General features: G+C 55.5%; 18 protein-coding genes. 7 read left to right on the top strand and 11 right to left on the bottom strand.

Features of this window, described 5'->3' with window-relative positions; translation table 11 throughout:
• Positions 1-4: 4 nt before the first annotated feature.
• From ubiC to malK, 4 genes are all read right to left on the bottom strand, one after another.
• Entirely contained in the window at positions 5-502 is a 498-nt protein-coding gene (ubiC, locus tag SPG90_RS19675; protein WP_021242729.1) for a chorismate lyase, read from the bottom strand.
• Positions 503-682: 180 nt separating this feature from the next.
• Positions 683-1,642, bottom strand: coding sequence for a maltose operon protein MalM (gene malM / locus SPG90_RS19670; RefSeq protein WP_045402588.1), 960 nt, complete (start codon positions 1,640-1,642; stop codon positions 683-685).
• 111 nt (positions 1,643-1,753) lie between these two features.
• Positions 1,754-3,079: a maltoporin gene (locus SPG90_RS19665; RefSeq protein ID WP_045402550.1), complete on the bottom strand. Its 1,326-nt coding sequence runs from the start codon at positions 3,077-3,079 to the stop codon at positions 1,754-1,756.
• Positions 3,080-3,150: 71 nt separating this feature from the next.
• The gene (gene malK / locus SPG90_RS19660) at positions 3,151-4,260 is read right to left on the bottom strand and encodes a maltose/maltodextrin ABC transporter ATP-binding protein MalK (RefSeq protein ID WP_023310005.1); all 1,110 of its coding nucleotides are present in this window, start codon (positions 4,258-4,260) and stop codon (positions 3,151-3,153) included.
• Between the two features lie 370 nt (positions 4,261-4,630).
• Here malK and malE point away from each other — a divergent pair, with 370 nt between their 5' ends.
• The 3 genes from malE to malG all read left to right on the top strand — a co-directional run bounded on the left by malE (position 4,631) and on the right by malG (position 8,396).
• On the top strand, positions 4,631-5,821 hold the full coding sequence (gene malE, locus SPG90_RS19655) for a maltose/maltodextrin ABC transporter substrate-binding protein MalE (protein WP_023310004.1): 1,191 nt from the start codon (positions 4,631-4,633) through the stop codon (positions 5,819-5,821).
• A 125-nt stretch (positions 5,822-5,946) separates the two neighbouring features.
• Positions 5,947-7,491 carry a maltose ABC transporter permease MalF gene (gene malF, locus SPG90_RS19650; protein ID WP_045402554.1) on the top strand — a complete coding sequence of 515 codons (1,545 nt, stop codon included), beginning with the start codon at positions 5,947-5,949 and terminating at the stop codon, positions 7,489-7,491.
• Between the two features lie 14 nt (positions 7,492-7,505).
• Positions 7,506-8,396, top strand: a complete 891-nt coding sequence (gene malG, locus SPG90_RS19645) for a maltose ABC transporter permease MalG (protein ID WP_023310002.1) — start codon at positions 7,506-7,508, stop codon at positions 8,394-8,396.
• A 222-nt stretch (positions 8,397-8,618) separates the two neighbouring features.
• Here the strand turns inward: malG and psiE are convergent, their stop codons facing one another.
• Positions 8,619-9,029: a phosphate-starvation-inducible protein PsiE gene (gene psiE / locus SPG90_RS19640; protein WP_000202963.1), complete on the bottom strand. Its 411-nt coding sequence runs from the start codon at positions 9,027-9,029 to the stop codon at positions 8,619-8,621.
• A 96-nt stretch (positions 9,030-9,125) separates the two neighbouring features.
• Here psiE and SPG90_RS19635 point away from each other — a divergent pair, with 96 nt between their 5' ends.
• Positions 9,126-9,578 carry an acyltransferase gene (locus tag SPG90_RS19635; protein ID WP_045355214.1) on the top strand — a complete coding sequence of 151 codons (453 nt, stop codon included), beginning with the start codon at positions 9,126-9,128 and terminating at the stop codon, positions 9,576-9,578.
• 77 nt (positions 9,579-9,655) lie between these two features.
• Here SPG90_RS19635 and SPG90_RS19630 read toward each other — a convergent pair whose 3' ends face one another.
• The 5 genes from SPG90_RS19630 to pgi form a co-directional block, all read right to left on the bottom strand.
• A complete protein-coding gene (locus SPG90_RS19630; RefSeq protein ID WP_047174690.1) occupies positions 9,656-11,752 on the bottom strand; it encodes a YjbH domain-containing protein in 2,097 nt (698 codons plus the stop codon).
• Positions 11,752-12,489 (bottom strand): capsule biosynthesis GfcC D2 domain-containing protein, encoded by a 738-nt coding sequence (locus tag SPG90_RS19625; RefSeq protein WP_023334129.1) that lies wholly within the window; start codon positions 12,487-12,489, stop codon positions 11,752-11,754. Before SPG90_RS19625 ends, SPG90_RS19630 begins: the two co-directional genes overlap by 1 nt.
• Complete coding sequence (locus SPG90_RS19620; protein ID WP_047174691.1) at positions 12,486-13,124, bottom strand: YjbF family lipoprotein; 639 nt, start codon at positions 13,122-13,124, stop codon at positions 12,486-12,488. Before SPG90_RS19620 ends, SPG90_RS19625 begins: the two co-directional genes overlap by 4 nt.
• 63 nt (positions 13,125-13,187) lie before the next feature.
• Positions 13,188-13,430, bottom strand: a complete 243-nt coding sequence (yjbE, locus tag SPG90_RS19615) for an exopolysaccharide production protein YjbE (protein ID WP_008503423.1) — start codon at positions 13,428-13,430, stop codon at positions 13,188-13,190.
• 367 nt (positions 13,431-13,797) lie between these two features.
• Positions 13,798-15,447 (bottom strand): glucose-6-phosphate isomerase, encoded by a 1,650-nt coding sequence (pgi, locus tag SPG90_RS19610; protein ID WP_322408284.1) that lies wholly within the window; start codon positions 15,445-15,447, stop codon positions 13,798-13,800.
• Positions 15,448-15,821: 374 nt separating this feature from the next.
• Here pgi and lysC point away from each other — a divergent pair, with 374 nt between their 5' ends.
• From lysC to SPG90_RS19595, 3 genes are all read left to right on the top strand, one after another.
• Positions 15,822-17,171: a lysine-sensitive aspartokinase 3 gene (gene lysC, locus SPG90_RS19605; protein WP_023309996.1), complete on the top strand. Its 1,350-nt coding sequence runs from the start codon at positions 15,822-15,824 to the stop codon at positions 17,169-17,171.
• A gap of 93 nt (positions 17,172-17,264) precedes the next feature.
• Positions 17,265-18,209 (top strand): ketopantoate/pantoate/pantothenate transporter PanS, encoded by a 945-nt coding sequence (gene panS / locus SPG90_RS19600; RefSeq protein ID WP_029740629.1) that lies wholly within the window; start codon positions 17,265-17,267, stop codon positions 18,207-18,209.
• Positions 18,210-18,259: 50 nt separating this feature from the next.
• Positions 18,260-18,532: a DUF3811 domain-containing protein gene (locus SPG90_RS19595; protein ID WP_023309994.1), complete on the top strand. Its 273-nt coding sequence runs from the start codon at positions 18,260-18,262 to the stop codon at positions 18,530-18,532.
• Here the strand turns inward: SPG90_RS19595 and rluF are convergent, their stop codons facing one another.
• Positions 18,533-19,405, bottom strand: coding sequence for a 23S rRNA pseudouridine(2604) synthase RluF (rluF, locus tag SPG90_RS19590; RefSeq protein WP_023309993.1), 873 nt, complete (start codon positions 19,403-19,405; stop codon positions 18,533-18,535).
• Between the last annotated feature and the right edge of the window lie 51 nt (positions 19,406-19,456).

Raw genomic sequence — 19,456 nt, 5'->3', positions numbered from 1 at the left:
CCTCTTAGTACAACGGTGATGCCGGTAAAAAAAGCTCCGTCAGTATTAACGGTTTACCGCTCAGGCGAAGGCGGGAACGACGCCCCCACAGTTCAGCATCACGACCAATCTCAATAAAATCCCGGGTAAGCTCAGACGAGGTGAAAAGGTAACGCCCCAGAGGCGTTTTCCCCAGACGTTGCAGTGCCAGTTCTGGCCCGGAAAGGGTGGACTCGGGCACTACCGTCCGTCCGGCAAGCCACGGCTCGCCATCGGCACAGAGCAAAATTTCGCGCAGCCAGTAACGTGGCTCGTGCGGCAGCAGCGGCAGCTCGTTGGCGATCTCATCGCCAGAGACAAACCCTTCCTGAATCAGGGTCACCGTGACCGTTTTACCCTGTTGCTCAAAACGTTTCGTCATGGAATCTTCCAGCAGCAACCAGTCCAGCTGCTGCGGATCAAGCGCAGGTATTTGGTCGAAATAGCGCAGCGCACGCAGTTGCGTTAGCGCAGGGTGTGACATGCCAGACTCTCCGATACATAACGTAATGGCATTGTATCGCAGAAACACGGATTGAGGGGGGCCAAACGTTATTTAACGATCACGATCGCAACATGGGCGCAACAGCCTGGCCGATACGAAAAAAAGTGCGCCCACTCAGGCGCACCAAACTACTAACAAATCAGCACTGTGGGGAAACGGTTACCCCTTGCCTTTTACACTGCTGATAAAGGTGGAACGGGCAGTGGTTGAACCTAAACGTTCGGCTTCATCAAGCAGCTTCAGCGCTTTATCGACATCGCCGCGCTTCACCGCCTGCTTAATGGCGTTGTTGAAGTACTCTTCGGTGTCGTTCAGTACCGGCTCGGCTTTCTTCGCCGAGGCAGGCGCTGCAGTCGCTACCGGTGCGGCTGCCGTGGCAGCGGGTGCGGTATAGGCAGGTGCAGGTGCCGCAGTGTTGCCAACGGTGACAGCAGCAGGGCCAGAGGATCCGAATAACGGCCCGACCAGAATACTGGAGCTGGTGTTTGTTTGAACTTTGAGTTTTAGCGTACCGTTCGTCACATGGCGTGCGACCGGATCAGGAATATCAGGAATAGCGTTACCCGCCCCCTGAGCATAGGATTTTGCCGGATCAATCATTTTGGTGGTGCGCTGCAGATCTTCGGGCGTAGTAAACGCGAGGATATAAATCTTTTGCTGGCCTAAAGCGGGTGTCAGTTTCAGTATGCCCTCAAGGCGGTCAGCCGACATGACGCCGGGTTTCTGATAGGTAAAATAACTGCTTGGGAAAAAAGCTGAAGGCGACATGTTTTGATCAAGCACTAACACGTTTGGTGCAAATACAGAGGGTGTTTTGTCGGCTTCACTGACAAGCGTTAACGTTAACTCACCCACATTTGCAGGGACACTCCATGCAGCAACCGGTCCTGAAATTCCCGGTACATTCAGGGTCTGTCCTGTATTCCCCAACTCGATGGTCTGGGTTTGTGCCACATTCACGGGCACCCAGTTCAGACTTTGCAGTGTGGCAGAGGGGATCGCAGGCGCAGCAGTCGTGTTCTGCGGAACGATATTGACATCAGCCAAGCTCACTGCTGGTAATGCAGCAAACATGCCCGCCGTCAGACAGAGTGCTAAGAGACTTTTTTTCATCGTTATGACCTCATTATTCGAAAGCATGGTAGCCAGGCAATAGCGCATACTTTCCGAGAAATGCGTTATGAGTTAGAGGGGCCTAAGCCCCTCTTTTAAATACATTAACGTCTAAAATTACCACCAGATTTCCATCTGAGCGCCGAAGGTCCACTCATCGCTGTCACCACGGCTGGTCGTACCGAACGGAGTTACAGTGCTGTTGCTTGCAGCAGTGGAAGAGAAGTTACCCTCAGAGTCGGTCTTCACGTAACCCCATTTCTCATCCCACTTGGCGTAGGTAGCAAACACGCGAATCGCTGGACGGGACCAGATGCTGTCACCCGCCTGCCACTGTTGTGCCAGAGTGATTTTGTATTGGTCGTTACGATCGCCGGTTTGCTGAGATTTGACGTTGTCATATCCCACTTCCAGCAAGGTGCTCATGATAGGCGTCCATTTATACATTGGACGCACGCCCACGGTGTACCAGGTGGTACCTTGATTGTTGTCACGATCGATATCCTGATACATACCGACGTACATCAGGTCCCATTTATCCGCCAGCGTGATCGCACCGTGGTCGAGGATACGGATCAGGCTGCCGTCATTATCAACAGCACCCCCACGCGCCTGACCTTTACCCTGAGAAATCATGGAGTCGGTGGCGTACTGCACCACAAACTTGTTGAAGCCTTTCATCATGCTCTGGGTGTGTTCTGCAGTGAACATCCAGCCATCTTTCGATGCACCAGGCTGCAGGTAGTAATCGTCAGGAATGTTGGTATGGCCGTAGTCAACACCCAGTTCCAGAGTACCGCCCGGGTTAATTTCCATACCGGCTAAACGCGCATCAAACACGTCGTTTGGCACTTTGTTGTTATAGGTACGCAGACCGGTATTCGGATCGCGATCGCCAAAAGCCGAGGAGCCGCCGGATTCAGAAGAACGAGTTGCTGCGAGAGAGAGTTTACCTATACCGACATCAACGTTTTCCAGACCTGCACCAGGACCAGAAATATCCCAGTAGTAGAAGTCGATCATGTGAACGTCATGACGTTGATAGAAACGCTTACCTGCCCAAATATTTGCCCCTGGCAGTGAATCAATCAGGTTTTTACCTACGACGTTAAACTCACGCACTGCTGGCGTGTTACTGTCTTCCCAGTCGTTAAGCTGAGCAGTTTTATAGGCGATGTTGGAATCGAAATAGAAGCTCTTGTCCGCTTCTTTCCACACTTCCTGGCCTAATTTAACTTCCGCATAGGTTTCACACTCGTTACCAAGACGATATTTAGAATCCGCACCGGTGGTCTGGAAACATTGTTGTTCACCGCCACTCCCGGTCCAGCCAATGCCGGAACGAGCATAACCTTTAAAGTCCACGGCGCCTGCCTGGGCAGACAGGATGCCTGCCGCAACGGCGATTGCCAGAGGGACTTGTTTGCGCAGAGTAATCATCATTCTATCTCCTGAGATCATTGCTTTTCTTTGAACACTTGACCTGTCGGTTTCGTGTCTTCTTTTGGGATTGCTTAAACGCCTGGCTCTTTGTGCAACCGACGACATGCAGTGCCATCCTCACGGAACAGATGGCAACGCTCTGGCGGCAAGCCGATAGCGAATGTGGCACCCTCTTCTACCAACACCACGTCGTTCTGGCGGTAGACCAGGTTCTGACGGATGGCGGGGATCTGGATATGAATCTGTGTTTCGTGACCAAGCTGTTCGACGACCTGAACGTCACCTTCCAGGGTCACATCAGCGATGTGGCTCGGCAGCAGGTGCTCAGGACGAATACCGAGGGACATGTTTGCCCCGACCTGTACGTTGGCGCTGTCGACCGGCAGCCAGACCTGCTGGCGGTTTGGCAGCTCCACCTGTACCTGTTCAATGGCTGTCGCGGTCACTTTGACGGGCAGGAAATTCATCTTTGGCGAGCCAATAAAGCCCGCAACAAAGCGGTCAGCCGGGTAGTGGTACAGTTCCAGCGGTTTACCCACCTGCGCCACGCGGCCGGCATCCAGCACCACGATTTTGTCGGCGAGGGTCATCGCTTCCACCTGATCGTGAGTGACGTAAATCATCGTTCGGCCAAGACGCTTGTGCAGACGGGAGATTTCAATACGCATCTGGACGCGCAGGGCGGCATCCAGGTTAGAGAGAGGTTCATCAAGCAGGAACACGCGCGGTTCGGCCACCAGGGTACGGCCAATCGCCACACGCTGACGCTGACCACCGGAAAGCGCTTTTGGTTTACGCTCCAGCAGGTGGGCCAGCTGTAACACTTCCGCCACCTGCGTCACGCGCTGGTTAATGACCTCTTTCTTCGCGCCGGCCAGCTTCAGGCCAAAGGACATATTTTCGGCAACGGAAAGGTGTGGATAGAGTGCATAAGACTGGAACACCATACCGACGCCACGTTCGGCAGGCGGGATGTCGTTCATTCGGGTATCACCAATCAGCAGGTCGCCGCTGGTAATCGTTTCAAGACCGGCAATCATACGCAGCAGAGTAGATTTACCACAGCCTGATGGGCCAACAAACACCACGAATTCACCTTCGTTGATGTCCAGATTGATGTCTTTCGACACCACAACGTCACCCCAGGCTTTCGTTACATTACGCAGCTGTACGCTCGCCATGCCCTTCTCCCTTCGTTACAACCTGTCACCGACAGAAACATTCAAGATAAGTTCACTATGGGGTATCCATTACTTTCACGAATCCTCCACCCCCCGCCTTTTTTATGGGGGAGGAGGCGGGAGGATGAGGGAGCAGGCTCTGCGACCGCCGCGGGCGGGCTGAGGCAAAATTCGTGAAGCCGCCTGCAAAATTCGGTGGTTTTTTATGTGCGCCAGCACTCATAACTTAAATTTATGCAACGGAGATCACACAAACGGGGGGTGGGGCGTAGGGGTTGGGAGGATGGAAAGAGGATGTCAAATAAGGAGACTGAGTCACGTTGAACCACCTTATGTATCCACGAGCACATCACCAAAAAGGATGGCAGATATGAATATCAAGACTGGCGCACGCGTTTTCGCATTGTCCGCCCTTGCAGCAATGATGGTTTCCGCCCCAGCGCTCGCCAAAATTGAAGAAGGCAAGCTGGTTATCTGGATTAACGGCGACAAGGGCTATAACGGCCTGGCCGAAGTGGGCAAAAAATTCGAAAAAGATACCGGCATCAAAGTTACCGTAGAACACCCGGACAAGCTGGAAGAGAAGTTCCCGCAGGTTGCAGCAACCGGCGACGGCCCGGACATCATCTTCTGGGCGCATGACCGTTTCGGGGGTTACGCGCAGTCTGGCCTGCTGGCAGAAGTGACGCCAGATAAAGCCTTCCAGGACAAGCTGTTCCCGTTCACCTGGGATGCCGTTCGCTATAACGGCAAGCTGATCGCTTACCCTATCGCGGTTGAAGCCCTGTCTCTGATTTACAACAAAGACCTGGTACCAAACCCACCGAAAACCTGGGAAGAGATCCCGAAACTGGATAAAGAGCTGAAGGCGAAAGGTAAATCCGCCCTGATGTTCAACCTGCAAGAGCCGTACTTCACCTGGCCGCTCATTGCTGCCGACGGCGGTTACGCGTTCAAGTTTGAAAACGGCAAATATGACGTGAAAGACGTGGGCGTGGACAACGCTGGCGCGAAAGCGGGTCTGACCTTCCTGGTGGATCTGATCAAGAACAAACACATGAACGCGGATACCGACTACTCCATCGCGGAAGCGGCGTTCAACAAAGGCGAAACCGCGATGACCATCAACGGTCCGTGGGCCTGGACCAACATCGACAAGAGCAAAGTCAACTACGGCGTAGCGCTGCTGCCAACCTTCAAAGGCAAGCCGTCTAAACCGTTCGTTGGCGTGCTGAGCGCAGGCATCAACGCCGCCAGCCCGAACAAAGAGCTGGCGAAAGAGTTTCTGGAAAACTACCTGCTGACCGATCAGGGTCTGGATGAAGTGAACAAGGACAAACCGCTGGGCGCCGTCGCGCTGAAATCCTTCCAGGATCAGCTGGCGAAAGACCCACGTATCGCGGCCACTATGGATAACGCCCAGAAAGGCGAAATCATGCCGAACATCCCACAGATGGCCGCGTTCTGGTACGCCACGCGTACCGCGGTCATCAACGCTGCAAGCGGTCGTCAGACTGTCGATGCCGCGCTGAAAGATGCTCAGGGTCGTATTACTAAGTAATGACGTAGTCCCCTCTCCCTTTGGGAGAGGGTTAGGGTGAGGGTTGGCGCTATCCGCACGCCCTCACCCCGGCCCTCTCCCCCAGGAGAGGGAGAAAAGATCAAACGTTGTAGAGGAAAAACCCCATGGATGTCATTAAAAAGAAACGCTGGTGGCAAAGCGACGCGCTGAAGTGGTCAGCGATCGGTCTGCTGTGCCTGCTGGTGGGTTACCTTGTTGTTTTAATGTACGTACAAGGGGAATATCTGTTCGCCATCATGACGCTGATTTTAAGCTCTGCTGGCCTGTATATTTTCGCTAATCGTAAAGCCTATGCCTGGCGCTATGTCTACCCGGGCGTGGCCGGGATGGGGCTGTTTGTCCTGTTCCCGCTGATTTGTACCATCGCCATTGCGTTCACCAACTACAGCAGCACCAACCAGCTTGCGCAGGAACGCGCGCAGCAGGTCCTGCTGGATCGCTCATATCAGGCAGGCAAGACCTTTAACTTCGGCCTCTATCCTGCCGGGAACGAGTGGAAGTTAGCGCTTACTGACGAAGCAAGCGGGAAATACTTCGTCTCTGACGCCTTCAAATTTGGCGGCGAGCAGAAGCTGGCCTTAAAAGAGGCACAGGCTCTGCCGGAAGGTGAACGTGCCAACCTGCGCGTCATTACCCAGAACCGCCAGGCGCTGACCCAGCTCACCGCCGTGCTGCCAGACGAAAGCAAGGTGACCATGAGCTCGCTGCGTCAGTTCTCCGGCACGCAGCCGCTGTATACCCTGGCGGACGACGGCACGCTGACCAACAACCAGAGCGGCGTGAAGTACCGTCCGAATAACGACATTGGTTTCTATCAGTCCATTACTGCCGACGGCAAATGGGGTGATGACAAGCTCAGCCCTGGCTATACCGTCACCATCGGCTGGGACAACTTTACCCGTGTGTTTACCGACGAAGGCATTCAGAAGCCGTTCTTCGCCATCTTCGTCTGGACGGTGGTCTTCTCGGTGTTGACGGTGATCCTGACCGTGGCCGTGGGCATGGTGCTGGCCTGCCTGGTCCAGTGGGAATCCCTGAAAGGCAAAGCGGTTTACCGCGTGCTGCTGATCCTGCCGTATGCCGTACCGTCGTTTATCTCGATTCTGATTTTCAAAGGGCTGTTTAACCAGAGCTTCGGTGAAATCAACATGATGCTGAGCGCCCTGTTCGGCATCAAACCAGCCTGGTTCAGCGACCCGACCACCGCTCGCTCGATGATTATCATCGTGAACACCTGGCTCGGTTATCCGTACATGATGATCCTGTGCATGGGCCTGCTGAAGGCTATCCCGGACGATCTGTACGAAGCCTCAGCGATGGACGGCGCGGGCCCGTTCCAGAACTTCTTTAAAATTACGCTGCCGCTGCTCATTAAGCCGCTGACGCCGCTGATGATTGCCAGCTTCGCCTTTAACTTTAACAACTTCGTGCTGATTCAGCTGTTGACCAACGGCGGCCCGGACCGCCTTGGCACCACGACGCCAGCAGGCTATACCGACCTGCTCGTGAGCTACACCTACCGTATCGCCTTCGAAGGCGGCGGCGGCCAGGACTTCGGTCTGGCGGCAGCGATTGCCACCCTGATCTTCCTGCTGGTAGGCGCTCTGGCGATTGTGAACCTGAAAGCCACACGTATGAAATTTGATTAAGGAAGGCATCAATCATGGCTATGGTACAACCCAAATCTCAGAAGTTGCGCCTCCTGGCGACGCACTTAGGCCTGCTGATTTTCATCGCGGCGATCATGTTCCCGCTGCTGATGGTTATCGCCATCTCCCTGCGTTCAGGTAACTTCGCGACGGGGAGCCTGATCCCGGACGAAATCTCCTGGGAGCACTGGAAGCTCGCGCTGGGCTTCAGCGTGGAACACGCGGATGGCCGCGTCACGCCGCCGCCGTTCCCGGTGCTGCTGTGGCTGTGGAACTCGGTGAAAATCGCAGGCATTACCGCCATTGGTATCGTGGCACTTTCCACCACCTGCGCCTACGCCTTCGCCCGCATGCGTTTCCCGGGGAAAGCGACGCTGCTGAAAGGGATGCTGATTTTCCAGATGTTCCCGGCCGTGCTGTCGCTGGTGGCGTTGTATGCCCTGTTTGACCGTCTGGGCCAGTACGTACCCTTTATCGGCCTGAACACCCACGGCGGCGTGATCTTCGCCTATCTTGGCGGTATCGCACTGCATGTATGGACCATTAAAGGCTATTTCGAAACTATCGACGGTTCGCTGGAAGAAGCGGCCGCGCTGGATGGCGCAACCCCGTGGCAGGCGTTCCGCCTGGTGCTGCTGCCGCTGTCGGTGCCGATTCTGGCGGTAGTGTTTATCCTGTCGTTTATCGCTGCGATCACCGAAGTACCGGTTGCCTCACTGTTACTGCGTGATGTGAACAGCTACACCCTGGCCGTAGGTATGCAGCAATACCTCAACCCGCAAAACTACCTGTGGGGCGACTTTGCCGCGGCGGCCGTACTTTCCGCCATCCCGATTACCGTGGTGTTCCTGCTGGCGCAGCGCTGGCTGGTGAACGGCCTGACGGCGGGCGGTGTGAAAGGTTAAGTTTCATTTTGTTATGCCACTGCAACCCTCAACTTTAGACGTATTGTATTGACCCAATACTCAAAATATTTTGCGGTGCTGGAAGGCGGCAAGTGAGTGAATCCCCAGGAGCTTACTAAAGTAAGTGACTGGGGTGAGCGAACGCAGCCAACGCATCAGCAGCGTAAAATATGAAGAGTAAACTTGTGACTGTTGTTAGGCGCTCTTCGGAGCGCCATTTTTTTATTCGCGTTTCAGCCGCTTCGAGTTGCACAGCCAGAGGGTGATCACCAGCAGCAGGATCGCCGCCGAGTAGATCAGCACGTCGAGCGGGGATTTATGATCGACGATGATCAGCCGCACAATGGCGGTGATCCCAATGTAGACAAAATAACGTAGTGGGAAGTGAAAGCCGGACTGAAAATACTTCACAATCAGGGCGATAAATTCAAAGTAGAGAAAGTAGACCACCAGTCCTTCCACCAGCGCATATTTGCTGGTTTGTTCAGGGGCGAACAGTACATCCGCAAGATGCACCGTCTCTTTACCCAAAAAGACGACCAGTATCAGGCCAAGGCTCAACAGACCGAGGTTCAGCACGGTCTGGAGGATAGTTGAGATAAACTCAACGCGCGGGCGAGTCAGGGATGTCATACAGCACCTCATTCTCCAGGGCGAGGTTCCTGTATAACGCAAAAATGTGACGGGGATCTATATTTTTTAATTATGTTTTATGTAGGAAGAAAACCGATGGAGCGTAAACAAACCGGGGTTCGCAACGTGACCTGTGGCGACAATGTGATCGTATATGAACCTGCTAACCTTTACGACTGTGTGCTGGGCAACGGCGTATTCGTCGGCCCGTTTGTTGAAATCCAGGGCAATACGCGCATCGGTGACGACTGCAAAATCCAGTCGCACACCTTCATCTGCGAGTATGTCACTATTGGTCAGCGTTGCTTTGTTGGCCATGGCGTGATGTTTGCCAACGATATGTTTCGGGAGGGGAAACCAAACGCCGACCGTGAGAGCTGGGGCCATATTACCGTGGGGAATGATGTTTCGATAGGCAGTGGAGCGACCATTCTGGCGGTATCCATCTGCGACGGTGCGGTGATTGGTGCAGGGAGCGTGGTAACAAAATCGATCGTCGAGAAAGGTGTCTATGCCGGGAACCCGGCGAGGCTACTACGCCGCTTGTGATTCGCCCGGTGGCGCTGCGCTTACCGGGCCTACAAAATAGCAGGCCGGGCAAACGCGGTGCCGCCCGGCGTGAAGCATCAGCGGAAGTTAATGTTCTTATCGCTCGTCATATCATACAGCTGGAACTTACGTCCAAGCTGCTGACCCCCGTCACGCGTCAGCGGCGTCCAGCCAATCGCCGCGCGGCTGCGGGTTGGGCCTGACGAGAACAGATCCAGCGGAATCGACACGTAGACCCCTTTAGTGAAGTCCCCTTCCCCGTATTCGTCCGGCGAGACGTTGGTGATGGTGGCGTAGCCGCCCACCACGACGCCGCTGTCGAAGTGTTTAGAGATATCGAGCGTGCCGCCCTTATCGCCCGCCAGGTACTGACCGACGCTGGCTTTCACCAGCACGTCAGGTGCGAACGACGGCGTCCAGTAGGCGGTCAGATGGCCCGTTTTGACGCTGTAGTCGGTGAACTTCATCATGTCCTGCGCGCTGCGCCAGTCACGCTGCTTGACGTAGTTGGCATCCACCCCGAACGCCCAGTTGCTGTCGACAGGACGATAAAGCACTTCCGCCCCCGCGCCGCCGTACATGGTTTCCAGATACCCGCCGTACACCTGGCCGTAGAAGCCGTTGCCGAAGTACTGGAAGTAGTTGGCCTGCAGGTTGTTCACGTAAGCATCGTTCTGCACATACTCACGCACGCGGGTACGCACGCGCGGCAGCGTCGAGTCTTTTGGCGGGTTGGTGTAGTTGAATTTGTCGTAGTTGTTGGCGATGTTGCCGAACAGGCTGCCGGTGGTCAGCAGGTGGTCGGTGAGCCACAGATCCGCCGTCGCCATGACGCCCAGCTGATACATGTAGAAGTTTTCCGGCCCGCCGACGGACTGGTTCAGCACCGGATCGATATGGAAATCGAAGCGCGATTTGTCGATATACCAGCCCTGCTCGGTGGTTTCCGGCACGATCGGCTCTACGCGTTTTTGCACCAGCTCGGTCTCATGCCCGAGCGGCTCGCCTTCCAGATGGCGCTTGAGGCTGGCAACGTCCGTTTCGGTTGTGACCTGCGGCAGGTTGAGGCGGTTTTCCGTCACGCGGATCGTTCGGATCCCCTCCGGCAGATCGTTCATCACGATCCGGTTGGCGCGTTCGATCCCTTCCCGTGAGTCGCGGTATTTTACCTGCTCGCCGGTGACGTAAAGCGTGTCGCCCTTGGTCTGAATCTTCGGATCCGCCAGGCCGGCATTGTATTTCAGCAGCGTCAGCTGGTTTGCCACCACGGAGTGCTGCAGAATCGCATCCTGCGGCTCCGGCTGGTAAGCAGGGCGCGCGTTATCATTGTAGTGCGGCCGCATGTCGTTAAAGTTGGTGCGCAGCGTGAAGCCAAACATCACCGTATTGCCGCGCTCGTAGCTGAGGTTAACGTCGGCCCAGTCGGTGACGCGATAAATGGCGCCGACGTTAAACTTGCTCTTCTGCTCAATCTTCCCGGCGAAGTCCTGCGAGTAGTCATTCCCTTCATACTCCAGCTTCAGGCGTAATGGCTGCCAGGGCGTTTGATACTCTACGCCGCCAAACAGCGACGCCGGACCGTGGAACATCTGGTCTCCGTTAATGGAGCCCGCTTTCTTATAGCTGTTATCGCGATAGCAGTATTTGTCGCTGTAGGAGCAAAACGGGTTTTTCACGTTACCGCTGGTGCCGAGATAGCCCCATCCCAGGCCGAGCGAGAAGTCGAACGGTCCCCAGGCTTTGCTGGCCACGATGTATTCCGCATCAAACAGACCGGTACCACCGATATCTTTGGCGCCCACGGACACCTGCGGCATCCAGTAGCTCTCTTCCCACAGGCGCAGCTTGACGTCGAAGGCTTTATCTTTGTAGGTCTGATCGCCGGAGAACGCCTCTACGCTGCTGTACTGTTTCGTACGCACGTCGGTATAGCGCAGCGTGGTTTCAAGCCACGGGAACAGCTGTACCGAGGCGGAGTAGTAGCGATACTGGTCGTTATCACGGTAGTTAAGGCTAATTTCCCCTTCGCGCGCCATACGCGCGGTGGGCGTTTGCAGTAAACCGACGCCGCCGAAGTCTGACTGAGACGGGCCAATGGGTGCCGGATACGTTTCTGCATGGCAGGCGGCACTCACGCAGAGCGCCAGCATGCTGTAGAGATAGGTTTTTTTCATTATTCCGGTATCCGCTGAATCAGGGAGTGAAGGATATCGGCGTTAAGCCCGTCATACGCCTTCGTCCAGAAATGGTCGGCAAAACCGACAAAAATGATGCTGCCTGGCATAGGTTCGATATGCCGTTTATTCCAGTAAGCGACGGGGGCTTTCTGCGTGTGCCCGTCAGGGTAAACCACCCAGGCGTAGCTGTTATCGGCACCGCTCAGCAGGCTCTGCTCGTCGAGGTAGCTCGCCACGTCACGACCGGGCGTAAAGGGCTTTTTACCCGGGCTGCTGATTAGCCCCATTACGGTCACCGTCGTCGGCTTCTCCGGCAGCCAGAGCGTATACTCCCCTTCAAGCGTGGGATTACCCTTTTCCGTAACGCGCACTTCGTCGGGATCAAGGTTCACGTTCTGACGGCCCGTCACCTTCAGCGCCTGCAGCTGCTGGCGAACGCTGTTAATCGCCGCCGCGTCGTCGCCATCTTCCTGTTCCGCTAACCCCGTCAGCCTGGCAAGGAGCGCCTTGTGCTGTTGTTCCGCTTCAGCGGTCTTCTGACGTTCAGCGATCACTGCCCCCGGCCACCAGCTGTTGGCGAGCCTTGGCTGCCCGACGAGATCGAGCAGATGCTCAGCGTGGGTTAAGGTTTTGGGTTTTTCACTGTCCGGCGTGTAGACCTTCACAGTCCCTGCGGACCATGCCAGCGGCGCGGCGAGGCTGGCGAGAAGCGCAACGTGGATGAGCGTTTTCATGATTTCGCCACCTTGATCAGGGTGGTTTTCACCGGGAAGAATCCGGCACCGAGATACTGCAGGGACTGGCGGATCTGCCCTTCCTCGTCGATCCAGAAGCGGTTGTGCCAGGTGGCCTGGTCGGTGGTGACTTCTTCATCCAGCACGCGGACACGGGTTTCGTCGCTGCCGACTTTCACGCTGTCCGTGCCGTCCCAGCGGAAGGTCGAGCGTGCCGTGGCGTAACGCACCTGCTTATGTTCGGTCCAGCCCATCGTGCGCGTCCAGCTTGCGCCGTCGGCGATCTGGTTCGGCTTGATTAGCGGGTCGTCGGCGATATTATTCACCTCCAGCAGGTTATCGCCGCCCAACAGGGTTTTCACGATACGGCCATGCTGCGTCACGATGGTGGCCTGATCCTGCGTCACCCATTTCTGCTGCCCGTTTTCATCGAAAGCGAGCACCACAAACAGCTGCGGGCCATCGTTTAGCTGCATGTACTGACTGGCATAGGGCATGTTTTGAAGTTCGTCATCGGTCAGATGCACGCCCGGCGTGCCGAACATGCTTTCCCACAGTGAGTTTCCCAGCCCTTTGGTGGTGGCCGAGCACGCCTGCAGCAGCAGGCAAATCAGAATGATTGCAGGTCGCTTCACGACTCTTCTCCGAAGGGGCGAAATAACCACACCGAAGTGTGGTTATGATTAAAACACCCGCTATTACTGGGTGCTGGTTGTCGTGGTGGTCGTGGTTCCGGTATTGGAGCCATCACCGCCACCGGTTGCCGCCAGCGCGACACCCACGGCTGAACTTACGGTGCTGGCGCTGGCTGCGGTAGAACTTCCCGCAGACGCAGACGTCGCAGCCGAACCTGCCGCTTCCCCGACCTGAACCGGAGCTGCATAGACAGATGTCGCCGCAAGCGCAGATATGGCAAAAATGCCATACAGTACTTTCTTCATAACAATTTCCCTTCAATGAATGAATGGAGATTTGCCCGAAAAGAATTTCAGGCGGAATCGAGTATACACAACTAGTGCCGTGGGTTTGCCGTAAGGGGAAATAGGGAGGGGGTTTTCGGACTAATGGTTAAAATGGAAATGAAAGACAAATAGCATTAATACATAAATTATAAAAATCAACAATTTATAATATAAAGATATTAATGGATTACTGCGTATTTTCTTAAAATAAACCGCAGCAATTAACGGGTTAAGCGTCTTTTTCGGATTAAACTCAGATTCAGAATTTGAGTTAACTAACAGACATCAGGAATTATCCGATAAAAAAATGCCGGCATTAAGCCGGCACGTTTTCATGACGTTTTAATTACGCGCGCCATGCTTTATAACGGTTGATCAAACCATTTGTCGAGCTGTCATGGCTGGCAATCGCTTTATCGTCACCCAGCTCTGGCAGAATACGGTTTGCCAGCTGTTTGCCCAGCTCAACGCCCCACTGGTCAAAGGTGAAGATGTTCAGGATGGCGCCCTGCGTGAAGATCTTGTGCTCGTACAGGGCAATCAGCGCGCCCAGGCTGAACGGCGTGATTTCGCGCAGCAGGATGGAGTTGGTTGGGCGGTTGCCTTCGAACACTTTGAACGGCACAACGTGGTCCAGGGTTGCCGGATCTTTACCCTGGTCACGGTATTCCTGTTCAACCACTTCGCGAGATTTACCGAACGCCAGCGCTTCGGTCTGCGCAAAGAAGTTCGACAGCAGCTTCGGATGGTGGTCGGACAGCGGGTTATGGGTGATAGCCGGGGCGATGAAATCGCACGGTACCATTTTGGTGCCCTGGTGGATCAGCTGGTAGAAGGCATGCTGGCCGTTGGTGCCCGGCTCGCCCCAGATGATTGGGCCAGTCTGGTAATCCACCGCGTTGCCGTTACGGTCAACGTATTTACCGTTGGATTCCATGTTGCCCTGCTGGAAGTAGGCTGCGAAGCGGTGCATGTACTGGTCATACGGCAGGATCGCTTCGGTTACAGCGCCGAAGAAGTTGTTGTACCAGATACCGATCAGCGCCAGCAGCACCGGCAGGTTTTTCTCTGGTGCGGTAGTGGAGAAGTGTTTATCCATCGCGTGCGCGCCGGAGAGCAGCTCAACGAAGTTGTCGAAGCCCACGGACAGGATGATGGACAGACCGATCGCAGACCACAGGGAGTAGCGGCCGCCGACCCAGTCCCAGAACTCGAACATATTCGCGGTATCAATGCCGAACTCGCTGACCGCTTTACCGTTGGTAGACAGCGCCGCGAAGTGTTTCGCCACGTGCTTGTTGTCGCCCGCGGTTTTCAGGAACCAGTCGCGCGCGCTGTGGGCGTTGGTCATGGTTTCCTGAGTGGTGAAGGTTTTGGACGCAACCAGGAACAGGGTGGTTTCCGGGTTCACGTTCTTCAGCACTTCGGCGATGTGGGTGCCATCGACGTTAGACACAAAGTGCATATTGAGGTGGTTTTTATACGGGCGCAGCGCTTCGGTCACCATGAACGGGCCGAGGTCAGAACCGCCGATACCGATGTTCACCACGTCGGTGATCGCTTTGCCGGTGTAGCCTTTCCAGCTACCGGAGATGATCGCTTCGGAGAAGGCTTTCATCTTTTCCAGCACCGCGTTCACTTCCGGCATGACGTCTTTGCCGTCAACGATGATTGGGGTATTGCTACGGTTACGCAGGGCCACGTGCAGCACTGCACGGTCTTCGGTGCGGTTGATCTTCTCGCCGGAGAACATGGATTTGATGGCATCCGCCAGCTCGGTTTCTTTCGCCAGATCCTGCAGCTTTGCCAGCGTCTCTTCGGTAATGCGGTTTTTAGAGAAATCCACCAGCATCAGGTCGTCGAAGGTCGCGGAGAACTTGTTGAAACGATCGGCATCCTTCGCGAACAGATCCGCGATGGTGACGTCTTTCATTTCATCAAAATGTTTCTGGAGTGCCTGCCAGGCAGCGGTCTGCGTTGGGTTGATGTTTTTCATTAGCAATACTCTTCTGATTTGAGAATTGTGACTGCGGTCGATTGTAGCGCCTGCAAATAAAAATTGTGATGGTTTTTATGCCATTGCCCTGGCCTGCATCAAACACAGGTGAAAAGACCCGAAAAGTATAGCTGCTGACGGAGCCTCCTGGGGCGGCGAAATGTCGGTCAAAAAGCCCTAAAACGGAGCATAAAATCTGGCGCTGTTATAAGTCCTGTTTCTCAGGGGTACCCCCCCATAAAAAATCCGCATAATCCCAGCATTGACAGGACCTCCCCCGCATTTTATTTATAGGGCCGTATTTTGCGCCTGCACCTGTTTTCGTTTCACTCTTGTGCCAAGGTCGCTTATTCATTCCCTGACACGAGGTTGTTATGACGAGTTTTGTGGTCGCCAAATTTGGCGGCACCAGTGTGGCTGATTACGATGCCATGAACCGCAGCGCCGATGTGGTGCTGGCCGATCCGAATACCCGCCTGGTGGTGCTCTCAGCATCCGCCGGCGTGACGAACCTGCTGGTTTCTCTGTCTGAAGGACTGGAAGCGACAGAACGTTTCGTGAAGCTGGATGCACTGCGCAAAATTCAGTTCGACATTCTTGAGCGTCTGCAGAACCCGAACGTCATCCGCGAGGAAGTGGAGCGTCTGCTGGAAAATATTACCACTCTGGCAGAAGCGGCTTCTCTGGCCACCTCCACCGCCCTGACCGACGAACTGGTCAGCCACGGCGAGCTGATGTCCACCCTGCTGTTTGTCGAAATCATGCGCGAGCGTAACGTTCAGGCGCAGTGGTTTGACGTGCGTAAAGTGATGCGTACCAGCGATCGCTTTGGTCGTGCCGAGCCGGACGTTGAGGCGCTGGCGGAGCTGACCAATCAGCAGCTGGCACCACGCCTGGCAGACGGTATCGTGATCACCCAGGGCTTTATCGGCAGTGAAGCGAAAGGCCGCACCACCACGCTTGGCCGCGGCGGCAGCGACTACACCGCCGCGCTGCTGGGCGAAGCCCTGCATGCAACGCGCGTGGATATCTGGACGGACGTTCCGGGCATTTACACCACCGACCCGCGCGTCGTTTCCGCGGCTAAACGTATTGATGTGATCGCCTTTGAAGAAGCGGCGGAAATGGCCACCTTCGGCGCGAAAGTGCTGCACCCGGCAACGCTGCTGCCGGCAGTGCGCAGCGATATTCCGGTCTTCGTGGGTTCCAGTAAAGATCCGAAAGCGGGCGGGACGCTGGTCTGCAAGAAAACGGAAAACCCACCGCTGTTCCGCGCCCTGGCCCTGCGCCGTCGTCAGACGCTGGTGACGCTCCACAGCCACAATATGCTGCATTCCCGCGGTTTCCTGGCGGAAGTGTTTGGCATTCTGGCGCGCCATAATATCTCAGTCGATCTGATCACCACCTCTGAAGTGAGCATTGCGCTAACGCTGGACACCACCGGCTCGACCTCCACCGGCGACACGCTGCTGACGCAGTCGCTGCTGATTGAGCTGTCTGAGCTGTGCCGCGTGGAAGTGGAAGAAGACCTGGCGCTGGTTGCCATCATCGGCAACAAGCTGTCGCGCGCCTGCGGCGTGGGTAAAGAGGTGTTCGGCGTGCTCGACCCGTTCAGCATCCGCATGATCTGCTACGGCGCATCCAGCTATAACCTCTGCTTCCTGGTGCCTGCCGATCAGGCCGAGCAGGTCGTGCAGAAACTTCATCAGAATTTGTTTGAATAAAATTCGTTAGCACGATAAACAATACCTATAAGCCGGGCACAGACCCGGCTTTTTCATAACTAAACAACACGACAATACTGCAAGGAATCCACTATGTTATCCGCCGTTACGCGGCTGTTCCCGTTATGGGCGCTGCTGCTCTCCGTACTCGCGTATTACACCCCCGCCACGTTCACGGGCATTGGTCCGTGGGTCGCCACGCTGCTGATGCTGATCATGTTCGGTATGGGCGTGCATCTGAAAATTGACGACTTTAAACGCGTGCTGTCTCGCCCTGCGCCCGTCGCAGCAGGGATCTTCCTGCACTACCTGGTGATGCCGCTTGCGGCGTGGCTGCTGGCGATGGCCTTTAAGATGCCGCCCGATCTCTCGGCCGGGATGGTGCTGGTGGGCAGCGTGGCCAGCGGCACGGCGTCCAACGTCATGATCTACCTGGCGAAAGGCGACGTGGCGCTCTCCGTCACGATCTCGTCCGTTTCGACGCTGGTGGGCGTCGTTGCCACACCGCTGTTAACCCGCCTGTACGTGGACGCGCATATTCAGGTGGACGTGATGGGCATGCTGCTCAGCATTCTGCAGATTGTGGTGATCCCGATTGCGCTGGGGCTGGTCATTCACCATCTTTTCCCGCGCGTGGTGAAGGCCGTTGAGCCGTACCTGCCCGCGTTTTCGATGGTCTGCATTCTGGCGATCATCAGCGCCGTGGTGGCGGGTTCCGCATCGCACATTGCCTCCGTGGGCTTTGTGGTGATCATCGCCGTGGTGCTGCATAACACGATTGGCCTGCTGGGCGGCTACTGGGGTGGGAAGCTGTTCGGTTTTGACGAATCTACCTGCCGCACGCTGGCAATCGAGGTAGGCATGCAGAACTCCGGCCTGGCGGCGGCGCTCGGTAAAATCTACTTCTCCCCGCTGGCGGCCCTGCCTGGCGCGCTGTTCTCCGTCTGGCATAACCTCTCCGGCTCGCTACTGGCGGGATACTGGTCCGGCAAACCGATTGATGAACAAACGAAAAAAGATGCGGTGAAGCAGGGTTAATTTGCGCGGCTTGCTTTACACTGAAGCCTCTCTATCAGGAGGCTTCAGCAATGGCTACACCACGTTTGACCCAGAAAGACATGACGGAAGCCGAGCAGCGCGAACTGAAAACGCTTCTCGACCGCGCCCGTATCGCACATGGCCGCACGCTGACGAACGCCGAAACCAATCAGGTGAAAAAAGAGTACATCGATAAGCTGATGGCGCAGCGTGACGCCGCGGCGAAAAAAGCCCGCAAGCTGAAAAAAGAGCAGGCTTATAAACCCGATGCAGAGGCGACATTTTCCTGGTCGGCCACAACGTCTACACGTGGAAGGCGCTAATCAGCGCCCTTTCTTTTTGCGTCCCGGCTGGGTAAAGCGTTTTCCATTACCCGGCTTGCCTCGCCCCTTATCTTCCGCCTGCGGCGCCTTCACCACCGGGCGCTTAATCGCCTGGGTTTTCGGTTTTGCTTTGGCCTTCGGCTTCGCTTCGGACGAGGAATTCTCGATAAGCTTGAAGAGTTCAATCAGCTCGTCATCCGTTAAATCGCGCCACTCGCCCAGCGGGATGCCTGACAGGCTGACGTTCATGATGCGCGTGCGTTCCAGCTTCGTCACTTCATAACCGAAGTGCTCGCACATACGGCGGATCTGGCGGTTCAGGCCCTGAACCAGCGTAATGCGGAACGCGAACGGCGCTTCTTTCTTCACCTTACACTTTTTCGTGACGGTGCCGAGGATCGGCACGCCGGCGCCCATGCCGCGAATAAATTCGTCCGTGACCGGCTTGTTCACCGTCACAATGTACTCTTTCTCGTGGTCGTTACCGGCACGCAGGATCTTGTTGACCAGATCGCCGTGGTTGGTGAGGAAAATCAGCCCCTGTGAGTCTTTATCCAGACGGCCAATCGGGAAGATACGGCTGCTGTGGTTCACGAAATCAACGATATTGTCCCGCTCACCGTCTTCCGTGGTGCTGACAATCCCAACCGGTTTGTTCAACGCGATAAACACCAGGTCTTCAGCATCACGCGGTTCGATGACCTGACCATTCACTTTAACTACATCGCCAGGCACCACCTGGTCGCCGATGGTGGCGCGTTTGCCGTTAAGAAACACGTTACCTTGTTCAATGTAACGGTCAGCCTCGCGACGTGAGCAGATCCCGCTCTCGCTAATGTATTTGTTTAATCGGGTTGATTGAGTTGGCAGCATAGTTTCTCCTGTGAAGGGCGAAATATACCTTACCTTGCGGCTGACAAAAAA

Source organism: Enterobacter sp. D2, assembly GCF_034427575.1.
GTDB classification, from domain to species: Bacteria; Pseudomonadota; Gammaproteobacteria; order Enterobacterales; family Enterobacteriaceae; genus Enterobacter; species Enterobacter cloacae_M.
The sequence above is the reverse complement of the archived record's forward strand: the minus strand, read 5'-3'. Positions and strand labels throughout refer to the sequence as shown.